This window comes from Rhizobium sp. WSM1274, assembly GCF_025200775.1.
GTDB lineage: Bacteria > Pseudomonadota > Alphaproteobacteria > Rhizobiales > Rhizobiaceae > Rhizobium > Rhizobium leguminosarum_I.
Map to the genome: position 1 here is coordinate 199,427 of NZ_CP104142.1, position 18,148 is coordinate 217,574.

General features: G+C 61.0%; 17 protein-coding genes and 2 pseudogenes. 10 read left to right on the plus strand and 9 right to left on the minus strand.

The genetic code is table 11. The annotated features are described in order from the left end of the window. Positions 1–118: 118 nt before the first annotated feature. The 5 genes from N2600_RS34130 to N2600_RS34150 all read left to right on the plus strand — a co-directional run bounded on the left by N2600_RS34130 (position 119) and on the right by N2600_RS34150 (position 3,456). Positions 119–1,252 carry an iron-containing alcohol dehydrogenase gene (locus N2600_RS34130; protein ID WP_162116635.1) on the plus strand — a complete coding sequence of 378 codons (1,134 nt, stop codon included), beginning with the start codon at positions 119–121 and terminating at the stop codon, positions 1,250–1,252. Between the two features lie 30 nt (positions 1,253–1,282). Then, positions 1,283–2,269, plus strand: coding sequence for a 4-hydroxythreonine-4-phosphate dehydrogenase PdxA (gene pdxA, locus N2600_RS34135; RefSeq protein WP_260299870.1), 987 nt, complete (start codon positions 1,283–1,285; stop codon positions 2,267–2,269). A 170-nt stretch (positions 2,270–2,439) separates the two neighbouring features. After that, a complete protein-coding gene (locus N2600_RS34140; RefSeq protein WP_011649626.1) occupies positions 2,440–2,694 on the plus strand; it encodes a type II toxin-antitoxin system Phd/YefM family antitoxin in 255 nt (84 codons plus the stop codon). After that, positions 2,694–3,101 (plus strand): type II toxin-antitoxin system VapC family toxin, encoded by a 408-nt coding sequence (locus tag N2600_RS34145; RefSeq protein ID WP_260299871.1) that lies wholly within the window; start codon positions 2,694–2,696, stop codon positions 3,099–3,101. The genes N2600_RS34140 and N2600_RS34145 overlap by 1 nt, the downstream gene beginning before the upstream one ends. A gap of 58 nt (positions 3,102–3,159) precedes the next feature. After that, positions 3,160–3,456, plus strand: a complete 297-nt coding sequence (locus N2600_RS34150; protein WP_260299872.1) for a hypothetical protein — start codon at positions 3,160–3,162, stop codon at positions 3,454–3,456. A gap of 270 nt (positions 3,457–3,726) precedes the next feature. Here N2600_RS34150 and N2600_RS34155 read toward each other — a convergent pair whose 3' ends face one another. Both N2600_RS34155 and N2600_RS34160 read right to left on the minus strand, forming a co-directional pair. Next, positions 3,727–4,209, minus strand: a complete 483-nt coding sequence (locus tag N2600_RS34155; RefSeq protein WP_260299873.1) for an RES family NAD+ phosphorylase — start codon at positions 4,207–4,209, stop codon at positions 3,727–3,729. Beyond that, positions 4,206–4,637 (minus strand): antitoxin Xre-like helix-turn-helix domain-containing protein, encoded by a 432-nt coding sequence (locus tag N2600_RS34160; protein ID WP_170280656.1) that lies wholly within the window; start codon positions 4,635–4,637, stop codon positions 4,206–4,208. Before N2600_RS34160 ends, N2600_RS34155 begins: the two co-directional genes overlap by 4 nt. 90 nt (positions 4,638–4,727) lie before the next feature. Here N2600_RS34160 and N2600_RS34165 point away from each other — a divergent pair, with 90 nt between their 5' ends. Then, a complete protein-coding gene (locus N2600_RS34165; protein WP_260111675.1) occupies positions 4,728–5,654 on the plus strand; it encodes an alanine--tRNA ligase-related protein in 927 nt (308 codons plus the stop codon). An 88-nt stretch (positions 5,655–5,742) separates the two neighbouring features. On the opposite strand, the gene N2600_RS34170 is transcribed toward N2600_RS34165, so the two are convergent. The 5 genes from N2600_RS34170 to N2600_RS34190 form a co-directional block, all read right to left on the minus strand. Continuing rightward, positions 5,743–6,513, minus strand: coding sequence for an ABC transporter permease (locus tag N2600_RS34170; protein ID WP_260111674.1), 771 nt, complete (start codon positions 6,511–6,513; stop codon positions 5,743–5,745). After that, positions 6,510–7,298 (minus strand): ABC transporter ATP-binding protein, encoded by a 789-nt coding sequence (locus N2600_RS34175; protein ID WP_260111673.1) that lies wholly within the window; start codon positions 7,296–7,298, stop codon positions 6,510–6,512. Before N2600_RS34175 ends, N2600_RS34170 begins: the two co-directional genes overlap by 4 nt. Before the next feature lie 8 nt (positions 7,299–7,306). Next, entirely contained in the window at positions 7,307–8,353 is a 1,047-nt protein-coding gene (locus tag N2600_RS34180; protein ID WP_260299874.1) for an ABC transporter substrate-binding protein, read from the minus strand. Between the two features lie 53 nt (positions 8,354–8,406). Further along, positions 8,407–8,844 (minus strand): VOC family protein, encoded by a 438-nt coding sequence (locus N2600_RS34185; protein ID WP_130676558.1) that lies wholly within the window; start codon positions 8,842–8,844, stop codon positions 8,407–8,409. Between the two features lie 107 nt (positions 8,845–8,951). Next, complete coding sequence (locus N2600_RS34190; RefSeq protein WP_260111670.1) at positions 8,952–9,815, minus strand: helix-turn-helix transcriptional regulator; 864 nt, start codon at positions 9,813–9,815, stop codon at positions 8,952–8,954. Between the two features lie 403 nt (positions 9,816–10,218). On the opposite strand from N2600_RS34190, the pseudogene N2600_RS34195 reads away from it, so the two are divergent. From N2600_RS34195 to N2600_RS34210, 4 genes and pseudogenes are all read left to right on the plus strand, one after another. Then, positions 10,219–11,097: pseudogene (locus tag N2600_RS34195) on the plus strand (sugar ABC transporter substrate-binding protein); the annotation flags it as partial. Between the two features lie 65 nt (positions 11,098–11,162). Then, positions 11,163–12,712: pseudogene (locus N2600_RS34200) on the plus strand (sugar ABC transporter ATP-binding protein). After that, positions 12,702–13,721: an ABC transporter permease gene (locus N2600_RS34205; protein ID WP_260111667.1), complete on the plus strand. Its 1,020-nt coding sequence runs from the start codon at positions 12,702–12,704 to the stop codon at positions 13,719–13,721. Before N2600_RS34200 ends, N2600_RS34205 begins: the two are co-directional and overlap by 11 nt. A gap of 2 nt (positions 13,722–13,723) precedes the next feature. Beyond that, a complete protein-coding gene (locus N2600_RS34210) occupies positions 13,724–14,722 on the plus strand; it encodes an ABC transporter permease (protein ID WP_260299875.1) in 999 nt (332 codons plus the stop codon). Between the two features lie 17 nt (positions 14,723–14,739). Here N2600_RS34210 and glpK read toward each other — a convergent pair whose 3' ends face one another. Both glpK and N2600_RS34220 read right to left on the minus strand, forming a co-directional pair. Beyond that, on the minus strand, positions 14,740–16,242 hold the full coding sequence (gene glpK / locus N2600_RS34215; RefSeq protein ID WP_260299876.1) for a glycerol kinase GlpK: 1,503 nt from the start codon (positions 16,240–16,242) through the stop codon (positions 14,740–14,742). A 149-nt stretch (positions 16,243–16,391) separates the two neighbouring features. Next, complete coding sequence (locus N2600_RS34220) at positions 16,392–18,116, minus strand: ABC transporter substrate-binding protein (protein WP_162116629.1); 1,725 nt, start codon at positions 18,114–18,116, stop codon at positions 16,392–16,394. Between the last annotated feature and the right edge of the window lie 32 nt (positions 18,117–18,148).

Here is an 18,148-nt window from a genome sequence, read left to right on the forward strand (position 1 = left end):
CGCACATCCGATGATAAAAAATTCCGCTCGCTGGAATGTCGGCTTGACATTGATCTTACAACTTTACATTAAAGAGGGCGACGATAGTGCCGCAAGATCTTGCAGGGAGGACTGGTTCATGGCCAGCTGGGATTCGCCGATCACGATAGTTCGGCCGCATCTGATCGAATTCGGGGTCGGCACGGCGGGAAAGCTTGGCAAATGGGCTGATGAAAAGGGCTATCGGCGCACGCTCGTCATCTCCGATGCCTTCAACGCTTCGCGCGTCGACGTGCTGGAGCTGAAGGGCGAGGTTACGGTCTTTGCCGAAGTGACGCCTGAACCGGATACGGCCAATCTCGAAAAGGTCCTGGCGGCGGCAAACGCCGCCGATGCCGAACTGATCGTCGGCTTCGGCGGCGGCAGCGCCATGGATCTGGCAAAACTCGCCGCAGTGCTTGCCGGTTCCGCCCAGACGCTGCGGGAGGTCGTCGGTCCGAACAAAGTGCATGGGCCGCGCAAGGTCGCGCTTGCCCAAGTGCCGACGACATCGGGCACCGGCAGCGAGGCCGGCATCCGCGCGCTCATCACCGATCCGGCGACGATGGCAAAGCTTGCCGTGGAAAGCCTGCATATGCTGGCCGATATCGCCGTCATCGATCCTGCTTTGACCTTCAGCGTCCCGGCCCGCACGACGGCGGCAACCGGCGTCGATGCCATGGCCCATTGCGTCGAGGCCTTCACCAACCGCAAGGCCCATCCGATGGTCGACATCTATGCGATCGAGGGAACCCGCCTCGTCGGCAAATATCTCGCCCGCGCCGTCAAGGACGGCAATGACGCCGAAGCGCGCGCCGGCCTCTCGCTCGCCTCGCTTTACGGCGGCTTCTGCCTCGGCCCGGTCAACACTGCCGGCGGCCATGCGCTCGCCTATCCCCTCGGCACGCGCTGGCATGTCGCCCATGGCGCAGCCAATGCGCTGATTTTTCCGCATGTTCTCGCCTTCAATACACCGTCCGCGCCTGAGAAAACCAAGGCGGTAATGGAAGCGCTTGGGCGTGAAACCTCCGGGAACGTCACCTCCGTCTTCGATGCGGCTTACGCTTTCTGCGCCGAACTCGGCATCGAGATGAAGCTCTCCGGTCTCGGCGTGCCGGAAAGCGACCTCGACGCCATGGCCGATGACGCCTTTGCCATTCGCCGTCTGCTCGATAACAATCCGCGCGATCTCTCGCGCGCCGACATTCGCTCGATTTACGCAGCCGCGTTCTAGGCCACAAAGTTTTCAGGAGGAATTCGATCGATGGACAGGAATGCTAAAGTCGCGGTAACGCTCGGCGATCCGGCCGGCGTCGGCCCCGAGGTGATCGTCAAGGCCTTGGCAGCCCTTCCAAGAGAAGAGCGCCGCGATTTCGTCATCGTCGGCAATGTCGAAGCGCTGGAGCGCGCCGACCGCGTCAGCGGCACCGGACTGCGGTTCGGACCTGCCGATGCACTCGGTGACGGCAGGATCGCCGTCGACGAAGTCGCGCTCGGCGCTGCCCTCCCCGAAATCGGCAAGGTCAGCCCCGTCGCCGGCGATGCCTCGGTGCGCTACATCACCCGCGCCGTCGATCTCGCCATGTCGGGTCAAGCCGACGTCATCGTCACCGCGCCGATCAACAAAGAGGCGATGAACCTCGCCGGCCATCACCATGACGGCCATACCGGGCTGCTCGCGCATCTCACCGGCTCGAAGAGCTCCTTCATGCTGCTCGCCTCCGAGCGGTTGAACACCATCCACGTCTCCACCCATATCTCGCTGAAGGGTGCGATCGAGCGCGCCAAGACCGAGCGGGTGCTGGCAACCATCGAAGCCGGCCACCGGCATTTCCTGCGGCTCGGCCGCAAGGCGCGCATCGCCGTCGCCGGCCTCAATCCCCATTGCGGCGAAAACGGCCTGTTCGGCACCGAGGACGCGGAATTCCTGGCGCCCGCCGTCGAGCAGGCGCAGGCAAAGGGCATCGACGTCGTCGGGCCGATCTCGGCCGATACGGTGTTTGCCCGCGCGTATAACGGCGCCTTCGATCTGGTCATCGCCCAGTATCACGACCAGGGTCATATCCCGATCAAGCTCGTCGCCTTCGACACGGCGGTCAACGTCTCGCTCGGCCTGCCGATCGACCGCGTCTCGGTCGATCATGGCACCGCCTTTGACATTGCCGGCACCGGCAAGGCAAACCACGTCAACATGCTCTCGGCCATCGCCTATGCTAGGCTGATGGCCCGCTCGCCGCGGCAGAGAGCGTGATCGCGGCTTCCAGTAAGACCGACAGGCGCCGATCACCAACACAACGATGTCGAACTTTGTTATGACACCTCATAGCAGAACCGGACTCTGTCGTTCAGGAACGTCCCGCCGTTGACGTACAAGCATTCCGCTGCCTACATAGCTAGACAGTCTAGCTAGGAGCGGAATCGATGGAATGGCAACTGCAGGACGCCAAAAACCAATTTTCGAAGGTCGTGCAGAAGGCCCGACAAGAAGGGCCGCAGGTAGTGACCGTGCGTGGCGAGCGCACGGCCGTCGTTTTGTCCGCCCGCGACTATGACGCCTTGCGCGCCGGCAGGCCGACGCTCGTCGACGACCTTCTCGGTGGCCCCGCCTGGGACGATGAGTTCGCCGATGCGGTCGAAGCACGCAACAAGACGCCAAGCCGCGACGTTGCCTTCTGATGTATCTGGTCGACACCAACATCATCTCGGAGGCGCGACGCGGCACGCCGCAGGCGGTCTCCTGGCTGCGCTCCGTCGATCCGCTCACCATCCACCTGAGCGCGCTGACGCTTGGCGAGATCATGCGCGGCATTGCCCTCAAACAGAAATCGGATCCGAAGACCGCGGCGCATCTCGCCGAGTGGCTACGCAAGCTGCGTTATGATCATGGCGACCGGATCCTGCCGGTGACCGACGAGATCGCCGTCGAATGGGGCCGTATCGCCGGCATCCGGCCGCGTGGCGATATCGACGGGCTGATCGCCGTAACCGCGATCGTTCATGATCTGATTGTCGTCACTCGCAATGTCGGTGATTTCGATGACACCGGCGCAGCGGTGATAAATCCATGGGAGACGGACGCGTGAGTAGTCGAAGCAGCGCTCACCGCAGAAACCCAGTCTGGCGGCACCTAAAGGGAAGAAAATGTTTTCAGCAGAGAAATATCTTGATACCGGTGGCGCTGTTGTCGGCACGATAATCTTGTCGATTGTGGTTTTATTTTTGGTTATTCAGGAAGTTCGAGAGGTTATATTCTATAAAAGAAATAATTGGAGCTTTGATTTAGACAGCAACGTCGGGATTAGGTTGTATAATGGCGATTCAACCGACGAAAAAGATCTAGTTTCGAACAAATCAAGGGTTTGTTTCGGTACTCCGTTCATGATTTTCGGATTCGGAGTACTGCTGACCGCGTGTGGGGCGATTATATTGTCGCAGTAAATTTCGTTTTATCTAACCGGGAATTTCAGGGTTCGCGATGGCAAGCCAAGGCGCAATGTACATTCTGCTACAACGGACGATGGGTTCTTTTCGGTCCATGATTCCCAATTTACTAAGTGCCTGGCATCCTCAACGGTAAGATTGCCGGGGCTCGCGACCGATGCCATTCCGGAGCCCGATGCACAGCAGCTTGAAGGCCAGCCCGCAAAGGAGCTCCAGAGCGTGATCCCGATCGGGGATGCAGGAGCGCTGACTGAAGGGCCCTCCCCATCACATGCCGAACAAGCGACGATCCCAGAAGACCGGTTGGTGGAGGCTTACCGCGATCGAGGCGAATTCCGGATGGGCCGGATTGATCAATATGTTGCGGTCGACTCGGGCGACGACGCTTGGGACCAGCAGGATGGCGCTGCGTTTTTCCTGGCACCATTTTTCGCCGAAAGCCTTGCTGACAACAGCCGGCATGCTGTCCCAGCCGGGCAGCGCGGGCTCGGAGAAGACTTCGTAGCTTAGCCCACGCGGCAGGGTGATCGTGACATAGTGCTGGTTGGGCGGCAGCCGCCCGCTGCCATGGACGAGCTTTTCCAGCAGCGCCGTCGAATAGTGCTCGCTCGTATAGATGATCGGGCTGCCCGACATGTTCCACCGTCCCGGCGCGATGGTCGAGCCAGTGGCGTCGAAGATCGGATAGCTTCCGTTGGGATCTCCGATGCGGACGGATGTCAGTATGCGGTCAAGAACCTGTGCGCTCACGCAGCGCTGCCGTATTTCAGGCTTCCGAGAATATCGAGCACGAGCTCGCCGCCGATCTCGCTCTGGATGACCACGTCGATTGGCCGCCTGTCCTCCAGCATTGCATGCGGCCGAAACAGGAAATCACGTGCCTCGGTCTCGGTCTGCCAGACATCGAGCGCCGATCCCCAGACGCGCGCCAGACGGGCGAGCTTTATGCCCTCGTCGGAGGAGAGCCGATGCTTGGTCTTGCGCCGCTCATAGGTGGCCTTTGGAACGAGCCTATATTTGAACTGGGTATCATCAGGCGCCAGAAGCAGCGCCATGCGATCAAGCGCCTTGACCGGCAAGCCTTCCTCAATGCTGGAGAGCAGGCCAAAGGCTGAGCGCGATGCGGGTTCCCTGGCGGGCAATCCGAGAACGTCGGCGATGACTGCAAATCCCATCATGGCAAAGCTCCTTCCCACTTGAGGCTATATTTAGTCTCAATTGAGCCAATCTTCAAGAGCGCCATTCGGCTTATCTTCGATAGCGGCAGGTTGCCGTGCACGCCGGAGACCACTATCTTTTCCAAAGGCACACGAACAACGAAGGAGGTTGCCTATGTCACCGCGGGACGCCTGATCCAGCAATATCAACAGTTCTGCCTTTCCAAAGGCATCGATTTCATACGCATCCAATCCGTACGGCCGCATGATGATACCACGCTCTTCTGCAGCGCTGGAATGCAGCAGTACAAGCCCCTCTTCTCCGATCCCTCCCATAGTGGAACCGTCGCAAACAGCCAGGCTTGCCTGCGCATGGGCGACCTCGACGAGATCGGCGACGGAACCCATCTTCTCCATTTCACCATGCTCGGCCTTTTCTCCTTCAGGGAAATGACCGTCGGCAACGCCATCGATTTCTGGCTCGAATTTCTGGGAACGCTGGGGCTCGTGCCGGATCATGTAACGATCCATCCGGACCGCCTGGTGGAATGGACGCCGCTCTATGGTGGGCGCGTGCCCATCATGCCGGATCCGGAATGCATGTGGAGCGATGGCAGCATCAGCGGATACTGCACCGAGTTTTACAAGGATGGCGTCGAGATCGGAAACATCGTCAATCCGCTCGGAACCTGCATCGACGTCGGCTTCGGCGCAGAACGGCTCGACATGATCGTCAACGGCACGCCGCAAGACGATGCGCTTGGGACACTGTGCGAGACAGTCATGACAATCGTGGAAAGCGGCTACCGGCCGAGTAATAAGGAGCAGGGATATGTCTTGCGAAAACTGCTCCGTCGCATCCACAAGATGGGCGGCACGCTCGATCACCCCTTCTTCAAGGAAGAGGTCGAGCGCCAGAAGCGGCTGCGCGCCAAATATCTGCGTCTGCGTGAACGCCATTCCGAGATGAGTCCCGACTGGTGGTTCGACACCCATGGCATCGATCTCTTCGACATCAGTGAGAGCATGGAGGAGTAGCAACGGACAAGGCTTCCCGCAGATAACACCGGGAGGCCTTGTCATATTCTGGAAAGCGTCAGCGTTGCGGCGCCCGCATTGAACGCTTTCAGCTCTGCCCCGGCTGCAGCCGACGGAAAATCCGCTCGATCTGGGCAACAGCGGCAAAAAAGACGATGCCGGAGAAAGAGGCGAGCACGACGGCGGCAAAAAGCCTTTCCGCCTGATAGTTGAATGTCGACTGGATGATGACAGCGCCCAGCCCCTGGTTCGAACCGATCCACTCCCCGACGATCGCGCCGATCACACAGGTGGTTGCCGAAATGCGCAGCGACGCAAAAAGCAAGGGGGCAGACCGTGGGGCGCGCAGGCGCCAGAACGTCTCCCACCCGCTCGCCGAAAGCACATGCATCAGGTCAAGCTCGCTCGCAGTAGCCAGATTGAGGCCCCGGGCGGTATTCACCAGGGTTGGGAAGAAGCAGATCAGAGCGGCAATGATTACCTTCGGCAGCATGCCGAGGCCGAAGATGAGGATGATGATCGGCGCGAGCGCCAGCACGGGAATGGTGTTGAAGAGCAGGACAACGGGAAAATAGGCGGCCTGGAAGCGCGGATTATAGACAAAGGCAATTGCAATGATCACGGCGAGACTGTTGCCCAGGAGGAAGCCGAGGCCCGCCTCACCCCACGTCGGGATCGCATTCGACAGAAGGAAGCGCCATTCCGTTCCGAGCGTGCGCAGGATCGCCAGCGGTGTTGGAACAATATAGGCCGGAATACCGAGCGCTGGCACCAGCCATTGCCAGGCGAAAAGCAGCGAGAGGGCGCCGATCACAGGAAGGCCGATTGCCTCGGCGAATGACAACGGACGATGCATCATGCAGCCGAACTCCCCTGCTGCAGCAATTGGCGCAGATGGGCGGCGGTCTCCTGGACATCGAGGCTCTCGCGCCGACAGAGCCCACGCTCGTCTTTCAGCGGTGCAAGGTCGATCAGCGCCTGAACGCGGCCCGGATTGGCCGCCAGGACCAGCACGCGTCCGCCGAGATAGATCGCCTCGACGACGCTGTGGGTGACAAACAGGATGGTCGTGCCGGTCCGGCGCCAGACGTCCAGAAGCTCGTCGTTCAGTCGTTCACGGGTGATCTCGTCGAGCGCACCGAAGGGTTCGTCCATGAGCAGGATATCCGGCTCGCATTGAAGCGCGCGCGCTATGGCGACGCGTTGGCGCTGGCCCCCGGACAATTGATGCGGATAGCGATCGGCCAGATGCGACAGGCCGACCAGTTCGATCCAGTGGTCGGGCCGCGGATCGACCGATCGCGAGACGCTCTTCTTCCCCACCTGCAGCGGCAGCGCGACATTCTCCCTCACAGTTCGCCACGGCAGCAGCGTTGCGTCCTGAAAGACGAAGGCGACCTCGCGCCGCCGGCGCGCCTCCGACGCTGTCCTGCCGAGCACCGACAGCCGCCCGTCAAGCGGCGGAAGAAGTTCCGCCACCGCACGCAGCAAGGTCGACTTGCCGCAGCCGGAAGGGCCGAGAATGGTCAGAAACTCGCCCCTGCCGACGCTGAGGTCGACGCCGGACAGAATGCGGGTCGTCTCGGCGGTGCCAGCATACCCGACAGCCAGATCCTTGGTTTCGATGGCCGCTGCTTCAGGCAAATTCGCTCTCACGCAATCTTCGGGCGGTCACCCGCCGTCATGTCGAGTATCTCAGTCGTATAGCAGTCCTCCAGCTTCGGAGCGCCGCTCTTGAACTGACCGATCTTGTCGTAAACGGAAATCTGCTCGCCAAGGGCGGCCGGATCAAAGCTGCCCCAACCATCCTTGCCGGTCGCTGCGTCGAAGCTCAGTGACAATATGCGCGGCACCGTCTTCAGCTCCACGGCAAGGTCGAGCTGCGGATAGGCCTCCACCGTCAATTTGACCGCCTCTTCAGGATGTTCATGCGTCCAGGCCCAGCCCTTGGCGACGGCACGCAGCACCTTTGCCAGCGTCTCGGCATGGCCGCTCACGGCATCGTCGGTGGCGAAATAGACATTGGCATAGGAGGGCAGGCCCGTGTCCTTCATCATCAGATCGATGCGGTCGGGGCCGATGATGGAAAGGGCCTGTGTGTTGGTGATCCATCCGGTCACGGCATCGACCTGGCCGGTCATCAGCGGCGTCATGTCGAAGCCGATATTGGTGATAGTCAGGCTGGAAGGATCGATATTGTTCTTCAGCAGGATGGCATCGAGCACATAACGGGCCGTCGGCTGGATGCCGATGCGCTTGCCGATCATGTCTTTGACGGTGCGGATCGGCGCCTTCGGCAGCGAATAGAAGGCGAAAGGCGCCATGCGGAAACCGCAGGCGAAGATCTTGATCGGCACGCCGGATGACCTGGCCAGAAGAAGCTGTGCCGAATCCGAGAATTGGCCGAGTTGCGCATCACCCGTGATCACGGGCGGCACCGTTGCCGAATTGGGACCGCCGGGGGAAAACTCGACCTCGAGACCCTCGGCCTGGAACAGGCCCTGCTTGACTGCGACGATATCGCCGATCTGTCCGTTGCTCATCAGCCAGTCATATTTGATGACGACCTTGGATGCGGCGGCTTTGGAGTGACGCGGCACGAACACGCTGATCCCTGCCGTCGCTGCAGCAAGGGCAAAGGCTCCGCCCTTCAGGACGGTACGCCTGCCGACCACGATTTGCTTGTCATCCCCGTTCATTTGCTTGCCTTTCCCATTGTTGGATTGTTGGACGACCGGCCGATTGCGCTTCGCTATTGCGGGCCGATGTCACCGATCGGGCCACCTGCGGACCACGCATAGATTTCCCAGAGATTGTCGTCAGGATCGGCGAAATAGACGCATCGCGCGTTCCAGACATAGTCCTGCGGCGGCGCGTGGAAGAGCACGCCCGCAGCTTTGAGCTCCGCATAGGCAGCATCGACCTGCTCTGGCGAGGCGAGCTCGATGGCCGCGCAGGCCTTGTGCGCACCTGGAGGGGCACGGCGGCTTGAGACACCGGTATTCTCGGCAATATGCTCGATCTCCCAGAGCGCCAGCGTCACGCCCGCCCCTTTGAAATCGGCAAAGCCGGGAGCACGGCGGCGTGGTTTGAAGCCAAGACGCTCGACATAGAAAGCCGATGCTTTGTCGATATCCTCGACCAGGAAGCAAATGTCGGTAATCGGATTGGTTTGGGCAAAAGCGGTCATATGGGCCTCCTGATGGGAAAAGCCTCGCAGACCGCAGCCTCAAGAGATTTCAAATTCGTGCGGTTGTCTTTCGCAAAGCTGCTGATCTGTCATCGGCAAGAGCCGTCTCAAAGACGGACCGAACGCTGGTATTCCTTCGGGGTCGCCCCCATCAGACGGCGAAAGACGCTGGAGAAATGCGCCTGGCTGGAAAAGCCTGTGGCATAAGCGATGTTTGCGAGCGTCTCCTTGCTATCGGCGAGGTAAAGTCGCGCCCGCTCGATCCTGCGTTCGAGAACGAAGCGATGCGGCGCCATGCCGGCTGCCCGTTTGAATTCCCGGCTGAAGTGAAAGGGGCTCATATGGGCCACCCCGGCCAGCTCCTCGACACTCAGATCGGATTTGCCAAGCAGGTTCTCGATGTAATCGATCACACGCCGGAGATTGTCCGATGTCAGCGGACGATCGCCGGCTTCAGGTTTGGCGCCCAGCAGTTTTACGACGCAACAGGCGAGCGCCATCCCCAGATGCTGCATCAAAAGCGGGTCGTCGCACCCGGTCTTCTCGGCGGCAAATGCAAGGGAAAGCGCGACCTGCAGCGTTGTCGGATCAGTCGTCGCGCTGAGCGCGTCACTATCCCAATGCTCGGGATCGAAGCGAGAGCCGCCTATGCCGCTGTAGAGCGCAGGTGACTGGAAGATCGAGATATAATCCGCTGCATCGCCATCGACTTCGAGGACCGTGGCGGCCGGTTGAAATCCCAGGGTGAACGGCGGCCTCTCAACTTTGCGGAACGCCCCGCTTCCAAGCCGATAGGCATATTTGCCGTGCGCCGTGCGGTTGATCGAAATTCTATGAAGGGAGCCCCTCGAAACCATTTGCCCCGCGGCGCTGCGATAGGTCTCAACGATCATGTCGCGTTGAACGAAGGCCTTGTAGCCTCCGAGGGATGGCCGGCTTATTGAGAAAATCTGCGGGTCGATATCGGGCATTGTTTCATTCTCCCTGGCAGCAGAGAGGCAAGTTGCGCGCCAAGTGGAGCCAAGCGTTGCGCTAGATATCAACGTCGCAGCCCAAAACCCAACGGTACCCATTAAATCGTGATTTTACGCCTGCTGTCGCGCCGCACGGCACCGCGGCCTGGCAGGAGTTCGCCTTCGGCAACTTTGGTCGCATGCGCAAGAATTATGCAGTGCATGTTCTTCTTGATCGGTGGCTGCAGACTCATCGACCGCTCTGAAAACCGCCGAGGCCTCCGAAATCATCCCTGGTCGCGGGAAACCGCGGCCAGGGATGAGCTTTAATTCCGTCCACTCTTTCCCCCGGAGATCGTTCTTTTGGAAATTCGTTCCTATCCACCGGCATTAATCTATTTAATCTATAGAAGAACTGTAGCTGAAAGGCAAGCGTATCGCCATCAGCGCAACCGGCACCGATCACTTCTTCGATCTGCAGGCCTATAATGCCCAGATCGAAGAGGTAAAGCGCCTCGGCGGCGAGCCGATCGCCGTCGATGCCGGTCGCAATGACGGCAAGCTGGTCTCGCAGCTGCAGACACTGATTGCCCAGAAGCCGGATGCGATCGTTCAAATCCTCGGCACGCTCAGCGTCATCGATCCCTGGCTGAAGAAGGCGCGCGATGCCGGAATCCCGGTTCTGAGCGTCGACGTCGGTTCGACCAATTCGATCAACAACACCACTTCCGATAACTGGGGCATCGGCAAGGACCTGGCGCTGCAGCTCGTCTCCGATATCGGCGGCGAAGGCAATATCGTCGTCTTCAACGGCTTCTACGGCGTAACGCCCTGCGCGATCCGCTACGACCAGCTGGTCAATGTCGTCAAATATTTCCCGAAGGTGAAAATCCTCCAGCCGGAACTGCGCGACGTCATCCCGAATACTGTGCAGGATGCCTTCACGCAGATCACGGCCATCCTCAACAAATATCCGGAAAAGGGTTCGATCAAGGCGATCTGGTCGGCTTGGGACATTCCGCAGCTTGGCGCGACCCAGGCTTTGGCAGCCGCCGGGCGGACCGAGATCCGCACCTACGGCGTCGATGGCAGCCCGGAAGTGCTGCAGCTCATCGCCGATCCGAATTCGCCGGCCGGCGCCGATGTCGCCCAGCAGCCGGCGGAAATCGGCCGCACCGCCATCCGCAATGTCGCCAAGCTGCTCGCCGGCCAGACCCTGCCGCGCGAAACCTATGTTCCGGCCCTGCTCGCCAACAAGACCAATGTCGGCGAAGTCACCAAGAAACTCGGCATCGGCTGACCCTGAACACGAGCGATCCGGTCATCGCCGGATCGCTCGCAATCTGCCCGCCCGGAGAGATCGACATGACGGCCATTTCGTTGAAGCAGCCGGTGACGGCACGCGACGACATCATCCGCTTTGAAGGCATCGTCAAGCATTTCGGCGGTGCGCAGGCGCTTGCCGGTGCGTCGCTGATCGTCAGGCGCGGCACCATCCACGGTCTCGTCGGCCAGAACGGCGCCGGCAAGTCGACGCTGATCAAGCTGCTTGCCGGTCTTCATCAACCGGATGGCGGCCGGATCGAGATCGAAGGGCAAACATTCGACAGGCTGACACCGCATCTTGCCGAAGAGCTTGGCATCCATTTCATTCACCAGGATCGGCTGCTGGTGCCAACCTTCACCGTTGGCGAAGCCCTGTTCCTTGGTCGGGAGCCGCGAATATCGGGCACGCCGTTCCTCGACCGGCGACTGATGCAGCGCCGGGCATCTGACATTCTCAACGACTATTTCGGTATCCGGTTGCCAAACGCCGCCTTGATCGGCGAATTGTCGACTGCCGAAAAGCAGATCGTGCAAATCACCCGCGCGCTCCTCAATCAGCCGAAGGTGCTCGTCTTCGACGAGCCGACGGCCGCCTTGGTGCGCCGCGAGGCCGATATCCTCTTCCGGTTGATCCGCCGTCTGCGCGACGAAGGCGTCACCATCATCTATATCTCGCATTACCTGAACGAAATCGAAGAGCTCTGCGATCACGTCACTGTGCTGCGCAATGGGCTCGACGTCGCCTCCGTGCCGATCGGGGAGACTTCGGCCGGTGCGATTGCGCGGCTGATGGTCGAACGTGATATCAAGAAGATGTTTCCAAAGCCGCAGGTGACACCGGGCGAAGACATCCTCAAGGTCGAGCAGCTGTCGGCGCCAGGGAAATATAGCGACATCAGTTTCACGCTTCGCCGCGGCGAGGTGCTCGGCCTCACCGGCCTGCTCGGCTCCGGCGCAAAGGAGCTGGTCCGCACGCTCTTCGGTCTGGAGACCCCGGCTTCCGGCCATATCGAAATCAGCGGCAAGGCGGCCCGTTTCACCAATCCCACCCAGGCGGCCGGCCGCGAGATCGCCCTGGTGCCGGAAGATCGGCGTCGCCACGGTTCGCGCTCGACCTCGGCGTCGCGGAAAATATCAGCCTTTCGAGCCTTGGCCGCTTCACCCGTTTCGGCTTTCTCGATCGCAGACGCGAACAGAGAGAAGTGGACGCTTTGATTGCGCGGCTGCAGGTGAAGACCAATGGGCGCGATGCCCTGCTGCGCACGCTTTCGGGCGGCAACCAGCAGAAGATCGCCATCGCCAAGTGGCTGAGCCGCCATTCCGAGGTCTATCTGCTCGACGAGCCAACGGTCGGGGTCGATATCGGCTCCAAGGTCGAGATCTATACGCTGATCGGCGAACTCGCGTCGCGTGGCGCCGGCGTCATCGTGCTGTCTTCGGATCTGCCCGAACTCGTCGGTATCACCGATCGCATCCTGGTGCTCTTCCGGGGTCGCGTGGTGCGGGAATTCATCTCGTCGCAGACCACGGCAGATGCGGTGCTGGCTCAATCGACCGGATCATCCGAGGGACAACGCCATGTCGGCTGAAGTGGAATTCGCGCCTTCCGTTTTTTCCGCTGCGGAACCGCCTCTCCGGCCGGCCGGCAATATTGCGGCTGCGGCATTGCGCTTCGGATCGCTGATCGCATTTGCCGCCATCCTGCTCATCTTCTCGCTGACCGCACCCTATTTCCTCAGCATCGGCAATATCGGCAACGTGCTTGGCCAATCGGCCATCTCCGGTGTGCTTGCCATCGGGTTGACGATCGTGCTGATTGCCGGCGGCTCCAATGTCGTCACCGGCGGCATCGACCTGTCGCTCGCGGCCAATATGGGCCTCAGCGCCGCCGTCTATGCGAGCCTGACGCAACTCGGCTACGGCGATGCGACGGCGATCGCCGCGACAATCCTCACCGGCGGGCTGATCGGCACGGTCAATGCCATTGCCGTCGTCTATGCCGGCATCGTGCCGCTGCTGGCCACGCTGGCCGTCATGAACGTCGTCGCCGGCCTGGAATTGGTGCTGACCGGCAATACGGTCCTGCCGGCCTCGACGCCTTTCCTGTCGGCGCTCTCGGCCTCGGATCCTTTCGGCATCCCGGTTCTTGCCTATGTGCTCCTCGGCTTCACGACGATCACCACGGCGATCGCGCAATATACGCCGCTTGGCCTGCGCCTCTATGCCGTCGGTGAGTTTCCGGATGCGGCGCGTGCCGCCGGTCTGCCGCTTCGCCGGCTGCTGGCCGGCGCCTTCGTCGCCAGCGGCGTCTCCGGCGGCATCGCCGGCATCCTGTCGGTTTCCTATCTGAGCGGCAGCACGACCGGTGCTGGCGAGATGCTGTTGCCCGTCGTCGTGACGGCCCTGCTCGGCTCGGTCTTTTCGCGCCGGCTGATTCCGACGATCACCGGGACGCTGCTTTCGGCCCTTTTGGTCGGCTTCCTGGTCAATGGTTTCCAGCTGCTGAACATTTCGAGCACGCTGGTCAGCGGCGTCCAGGGCGTGCTCATTCTCATCGTCGTTTCCGCGACCACGCTGCTGCGCCGGCAGGAGGCCTGACCATGTCGCTCCAGATCCCTCCCCCCGCCAGCATCGACTTGCCGCGTCTCATCGCCGGCGGCCTGGTGCGCTATGGGCTGATCCTCGCCCTGGTTGCGGTGTTTGCCGCCTTTTCCGTGGCAACGCCGACGTTCCTGTCGCCGGCCAACCTGCAGAGCATCCTGGTCAACAATTTCACGCTGCTTGCCATCGTCTCCGTCGCCATGACCTTCGCCGTCGCGTCGGGCGGCATCGATCTTTCGGTGGGAACGGCGATGGATTTTGCCAGCTTTGCCTTCGTCTCGCTCGTCCTCGCCGGGCAGCCGGTGGCAGTCGCTGCACTCGCGGGAATGGCCGCCGGAGCGTTCGTCGGTGCCTTCAATGCGCTGCTGATTTCAGGGATCGGCGTGTCGCCGTTCCTCGCCACGCTCGGCACGCTGTTCATCGGCCGCAGCGTTCAGCAACTGCTGACCAATGGCGGCAATCCGGTCTATCTGCCGCCGAACGGCGTGCCGGAAGCCTTCCGTTTCCTCGGCCACGGCACGATCGCCGGCTTCCCGATGCCGCTTGCCGCGGCCATCGTCGTCATCGCCGCTGCTGCCATTGTTTTTGCCCGCACGCGTTTCGGTCGCGTCATCCTATCGATCGGAATCCAGCCGGGCGTCGTGCGCTATTCCGGCATCGCCGCGCCGGCCCATGTCGCGGTGACATTCATCCTGGTCGGGTTGATCGCGGCAATCGCCGGCCTGATCCTGACCGCAACCGTCACCACCTACATCCCTTCCTCCGGCAATGCCTTCCTGCTCAATGCCATCGGCGCGACTTTCATCGGCACGACGCTCAGCCCACTCGGACGGCCGAATGTCGGCGGGACCGTTCTCGGCGCGCTGCTGCTCAGCATCGTCGCCAATGGGCTTCTGCTGACCGATCTGAACTTCTATTGGCAGCAGGTCGGCACGGGAACGCTGATCTTCGCCGTGCTCGCGCTGAGCTTCATCAACAGAAAGGCTGCCGGCGCGTAAGAGAGCCGGAAGCGGTCCTATCCCGCGGAGGCGTCTGAAATCATTCTGGATACGGCATTCTTCCAGCCGATGATCTTGCCCTGCCGCTCGGTCTCGTCCATCGAAGGGCTGAAGCGGCGGTCGCAGGCCCAGGCCTGCGCAAAATCCCGTTTGCCGGGCCAGATGCCGACTTTCGAGCCGGCAAGCCAGGCAGCGCCAAGCGCCGTCGTCTCGCGGATCGCCGAGCGGTCGACAGGATTTCCGGTCATGTCGGCCAGGCACTGCATCGTCCAATCCGACGCCGCCATACCGCCATCGACGCGCAGCACCGTTTCCAGGTGGTTGACGCCCCAGTCCTTCTTCATCGCCACCAGCAGATCGAGCGTCTGGTAGGCGACGGATTCGAGCACGGCGCGGGCGAATTCCGCCGGCCCGCTGTTTCGCGTCAGACCGAAGATCGCGCCGCGCGCAGCCGGATCCCAATAGGGAGCGCCGAGGCCGGTGAAGGCCGGAACGATGTAGACCTGCTGTCCGGGATCGGCCTTGGCGGCAAGCACCCCGGCCTCGGATGCCTGGCCGATGATGCCGAGGCCGTCGCGCAGCCATTGCACAGCGGCACCGGCGATGAAGATCGAGCCTTCGAGCGCATAGGTCGTCTCGCCGTCGAGCCTGCAGGCGATCGTCGTCAACATCCGGTTGGAGGAGGAAACACGATCCCGGCCGGTGTTCAACAGGGCAAAGCAGCCGGTGCCGTAAGTGGATTTCATCATGCCGGGTTCGAAACAGGCATTGCCCATCGCCGCTGCCTGCTGGTCGCCGGCGACACCAAGGATCGGAAGTTCCGCGCCGAACAGCGCCTTGGCGACGCGGCCGAAATCATCTGCGCATTCCATGACGTCAGGAAGCATGGCGGCCGGAATGCGGAGAATGCCGAGAAGCTCCTCATCCCAGGCATCGTCATCGATATTATAGAGCAGCGTTCGCGACGCATTGGTCGCATCGGTGGCATGCACGCGTCCATCAGTCAGATTGTAGATCAGCCAGCTATCGATCGTGCCGAAGCAGACCCCACCGGCCTCGGCCTTCTCACGCAGACCATCGACGTTGTCGAGCAGCCAGCCGAGCTTCGTTCCGGAGAAATAGGGGTCGAGCAGCAGGCCGGTCTTGGCGCTGAACAGCTTCTCATATCCATCGGCCTTCAGGCTCTCGCACATTTCCGCCGTGCGCCTGTCCTGCCAGACGATCGCCCGGTGAAGCGGCGCGCCTGACCGTCGGTCCCAGATGACCGCCGTCTCGCGCTGATTGGTAATGCCGATCGCGGCAATGTCGGCGGCATCAATACCGGCATCGGCGATCGCCCTGCGCACAGTATCGACGACGGACTGCCAGATTTCGGCGGCGTCGTGCTCCACCCATCCGGGCTGCGGATAATATTGGGTGATCTCTGCCTGCGCCGAGCCGGCCATTTTCATGTCGCCATCAAAGATGATCGCGCGCGACGACGTTGTGCCTTGGTCGATCGAAAGAATATAGCCGCTCATATCCGTCTCCGGCTCGCACGAAACCGCTCCGCCCGGCAAAGCGGGCGGATGCGGAGATTTCATAGAGAAAGATTTTGGGTGCCACCGGCTTGCGGCCGGTGGCGGGAAGTGATGGCCGGAAGCCTCGTTGCCTCCGGCCGAGGTCCGCCTTACTTCGACTGCCAGCTCTTGACGAGTTCGTCGTAGTTGACCGTGACCGGCTTTTCCTTCTCGTTCTCGATCTTCAGCTGCGGCGCAAGATTGCCCTTCTTCACCGCATCCGCGTTCCAGTAAGCGAGGTCATGCTCTTTGGCGAGTTTCGGGCCGATATCGCCCTGGACGCCCGATTTCTCGATACGGCCCATGACCTTCTCTTGCTCGCCGCAAAGAGAATCCATGGCTTCCTGTGGCGTCTTGGCGCCGGCAGCGGCGTCACCGATAGCCTGCCACCAAAGCTGAGCCAGCTTCGGATAGTCGGGAACGTTGGTGCCGGTTGGCGACCACTGAACACGCGCAGGCGAACGATAGAACTCGATCAGACCGCCAAGCTTCGGAGCGCGCTCCGTGAAGCTCTTGTCGCGAATGGTGGATTCGCGGATGAAGGTGAGACCGAGCTGGCTCTTCTTCACGTCAATCGTCTTCGAGGTCACGAACTGTGCATAGAGCCACGCGGCCTTTGCACGGTCCGTCGGGGTCGATTTCATCAGCGTCCAGGAACCGACGTCCTGATAGCCAAGCTTCATGCCGTCTTTCCAGTAAACGCCATGCGGACTCGGTGCCATGCGCCATTTCGGCGTACCGTCTTCGTTCATGACAGGCAGGCCAGGCTTGACCATGTCTGCGGTAAACGCCGTATACCAAAAGATCTGCTGCGCGACGTTACCCTGTGCCGGCACCGGACCGGATTCCGAGAAGGTCATGCCCTGAGCTTCCGGCGGTGCATAGGCCTTTAACCAATCGAGATACTTCTGGATCGAATAGACGGAAGCTGGGCCGTTGGTATCGCCGCCACGCGCGACGCACGAACCGACGGGACGCGACTTTTCGTCGACTTTGATACCCCATTCGTCGACCGGAAGACCGTTCGGCAGACCCTTGTCACCATTGCCGGCCATCGAAAGCCAGGCGTCGGTGAAGCGCCAGCCGAGCGACGGGTCCTTCTTGCCGTAATCCATATGGCCGAAGACCTTCTTGCCGTTGACGTCACGGCCGGTAAAGAATTCGGCGATGTCCTCATAAGCGGACCAGTTGACCGGAACGCCAAGATCGTAGCCATACTTCGCCTTGAAATCGGCCTTGTTCTTCTCGTCGTTGAACCAGTCATATCGGAACCAGTAAAGGTTTGCGAACTGCTGGTCGGGAAGCTGATAAAGCTTCTTGTCCGGTGCCGTCGTAAACTTGGTGCCGATGAAGTCGTCGATATCGAGGCCGGGGTTGGTAACGTCCTTGCCTTCGCCGGCCATCCAGTCGGTCAGGTTGCGCACCTGCTGATAGCGCCAGTGGGTGCCGATCAAGTCGGAGTCGTTGACCCAGCCGTCATAAAGGTTCTGACCGGTCTGCATCTGCGTCTGGATCTTCTCGACAACGTCACCCTCTTGAATGACGTCGTGCGTGACCTTGATCCCGGTAATCGCAGTAAAGGCCGGAGCCAGAACCTCGGACTCATACTTGTGGGTGGTCAAGGTTTCCGAAACAACCTTGATGTCCATCCCCTGGAAAGGCTTCGCAGCATCGATGAACCATTGCATTTCCTTTTCCTGGTCGGCGCGAGAGAGCGTCGACACGTCGCCGATCTCTTTGTCCAGAAAAGTCTTTGCCTCGTCCATGCCGGCATAGGCCGACCCGGTCATGGCCAGCAGCACGGCTGCTGTCGTCGTCAATAAATGCCTTCGCATGATATCCTCCCAGGGTTTTGCGATTGCAGTCT

What these genes read in the sequence shown, in the direction of transcription:
- N2600_RS34190 (WP_260111670.1), bottom strand. Translation starts at nt 9,815, where the DNA reads ATGCCCGATATCGACCCGCAGATTTTCTCAATAAGCCGGCCATCCCTC.
- N2600_RS34140 (WP_011649626.1), top strand. Translation starts at nt 2,440, where the DNA reads ATGGAATGGCAACTGCAGGACGCCAAAAACCAATTTTCGAAGGTCGTG.
- N2600_RS34205 (WP_260111667.1), top strand. Translation starts at nt 12,702, where the DNA reads ATGTCGGCTGAAGTGGAATTCGCGCCTTCCGTTTTTTCCGCTGCGGAA.
- N2600_RS34170 (WP_260111674.1), bottom strand. Translation starts at nt 6,513, where the DNA reads ATGATGCATCGTCCGTTGTCATTCGCCGAGGCAATCGGCCTTCCTGTG.
- N2600_RS34145 (WP_260299871.1), top strand. Translation starts at nt 2,694, where the DNA reads ATGTATCTGGTCGACACCAACATCATCTCGGAGGCGCGACGCGGCACG.
- N2600_RS34210 (WP_260299875.1), top strand. Translation starts at nt 13,724, where the DNA reads ATGTCGCTCCAGATCCCTCCCCCCGCCAGCATCGACTTGCCGCGTCTC.
- N2600_RS34220 (WP_162116629.1), bottom strand. Translation starts at nt 18,116, where the DNA reads ATGCGAAGGCATTTATTGACGACGACAGCAGCCGTGCTGCTGGCCATG.
- glpK (WP_260299876.1), bottom strand. Translation starts at nt 16,242, where the DNA reads ATGAGCGGCTATATTCTTTCGATCGACCAAGGCACAACGTCGTCGCGC.
- pdxA (WP_260299870.1), top strand. Translation starts at nt 1,283, where the DNA reads ATGGACAGGAATGCTAAAGTCGCGGTAACGCTCGGCGATCCGGCCGGC.
- N2600_RS34160 (WP_170280656.1), bottom strand. Translation starts at nt 4,637, where the DNA reads ATGATGGGATTTGCAGTCATCGCCGACGTTCTCGGATTGCCCGCCAGG.
- N2600_RS34130 (WP_162116635.1), top strand. Translation starts at nt 119, where the DNA reads ATGGCCAGCTGGGATTCGCCGATCACGATAGTTCGGCCGCATCTGATC.
- N2600_RS34185 (WP_130676558.1), bottom strand. Translation starts at nt 8,844, where the DNA reads ATGACCGCTTTTGCCCAAACCAATCCGATTACCGACATTTGCTTCCTG.
- N2600_RS34180 (WP_260299874.1), bottom strand. Translation starts at nt 8,353, where the DNA reads ATGAACGGGGATGACAAGCAAATCGTGGTCGGCAGGCGTACCGTCCTG.
- N2600_RS34150 (WP_260299872.1), top strand. Translation starts at nt 3,160, where the DNA reads ATGTTTTCAGCAGAGAAATATCTTGATACCGGTGGCGCTGTTGTCGGC.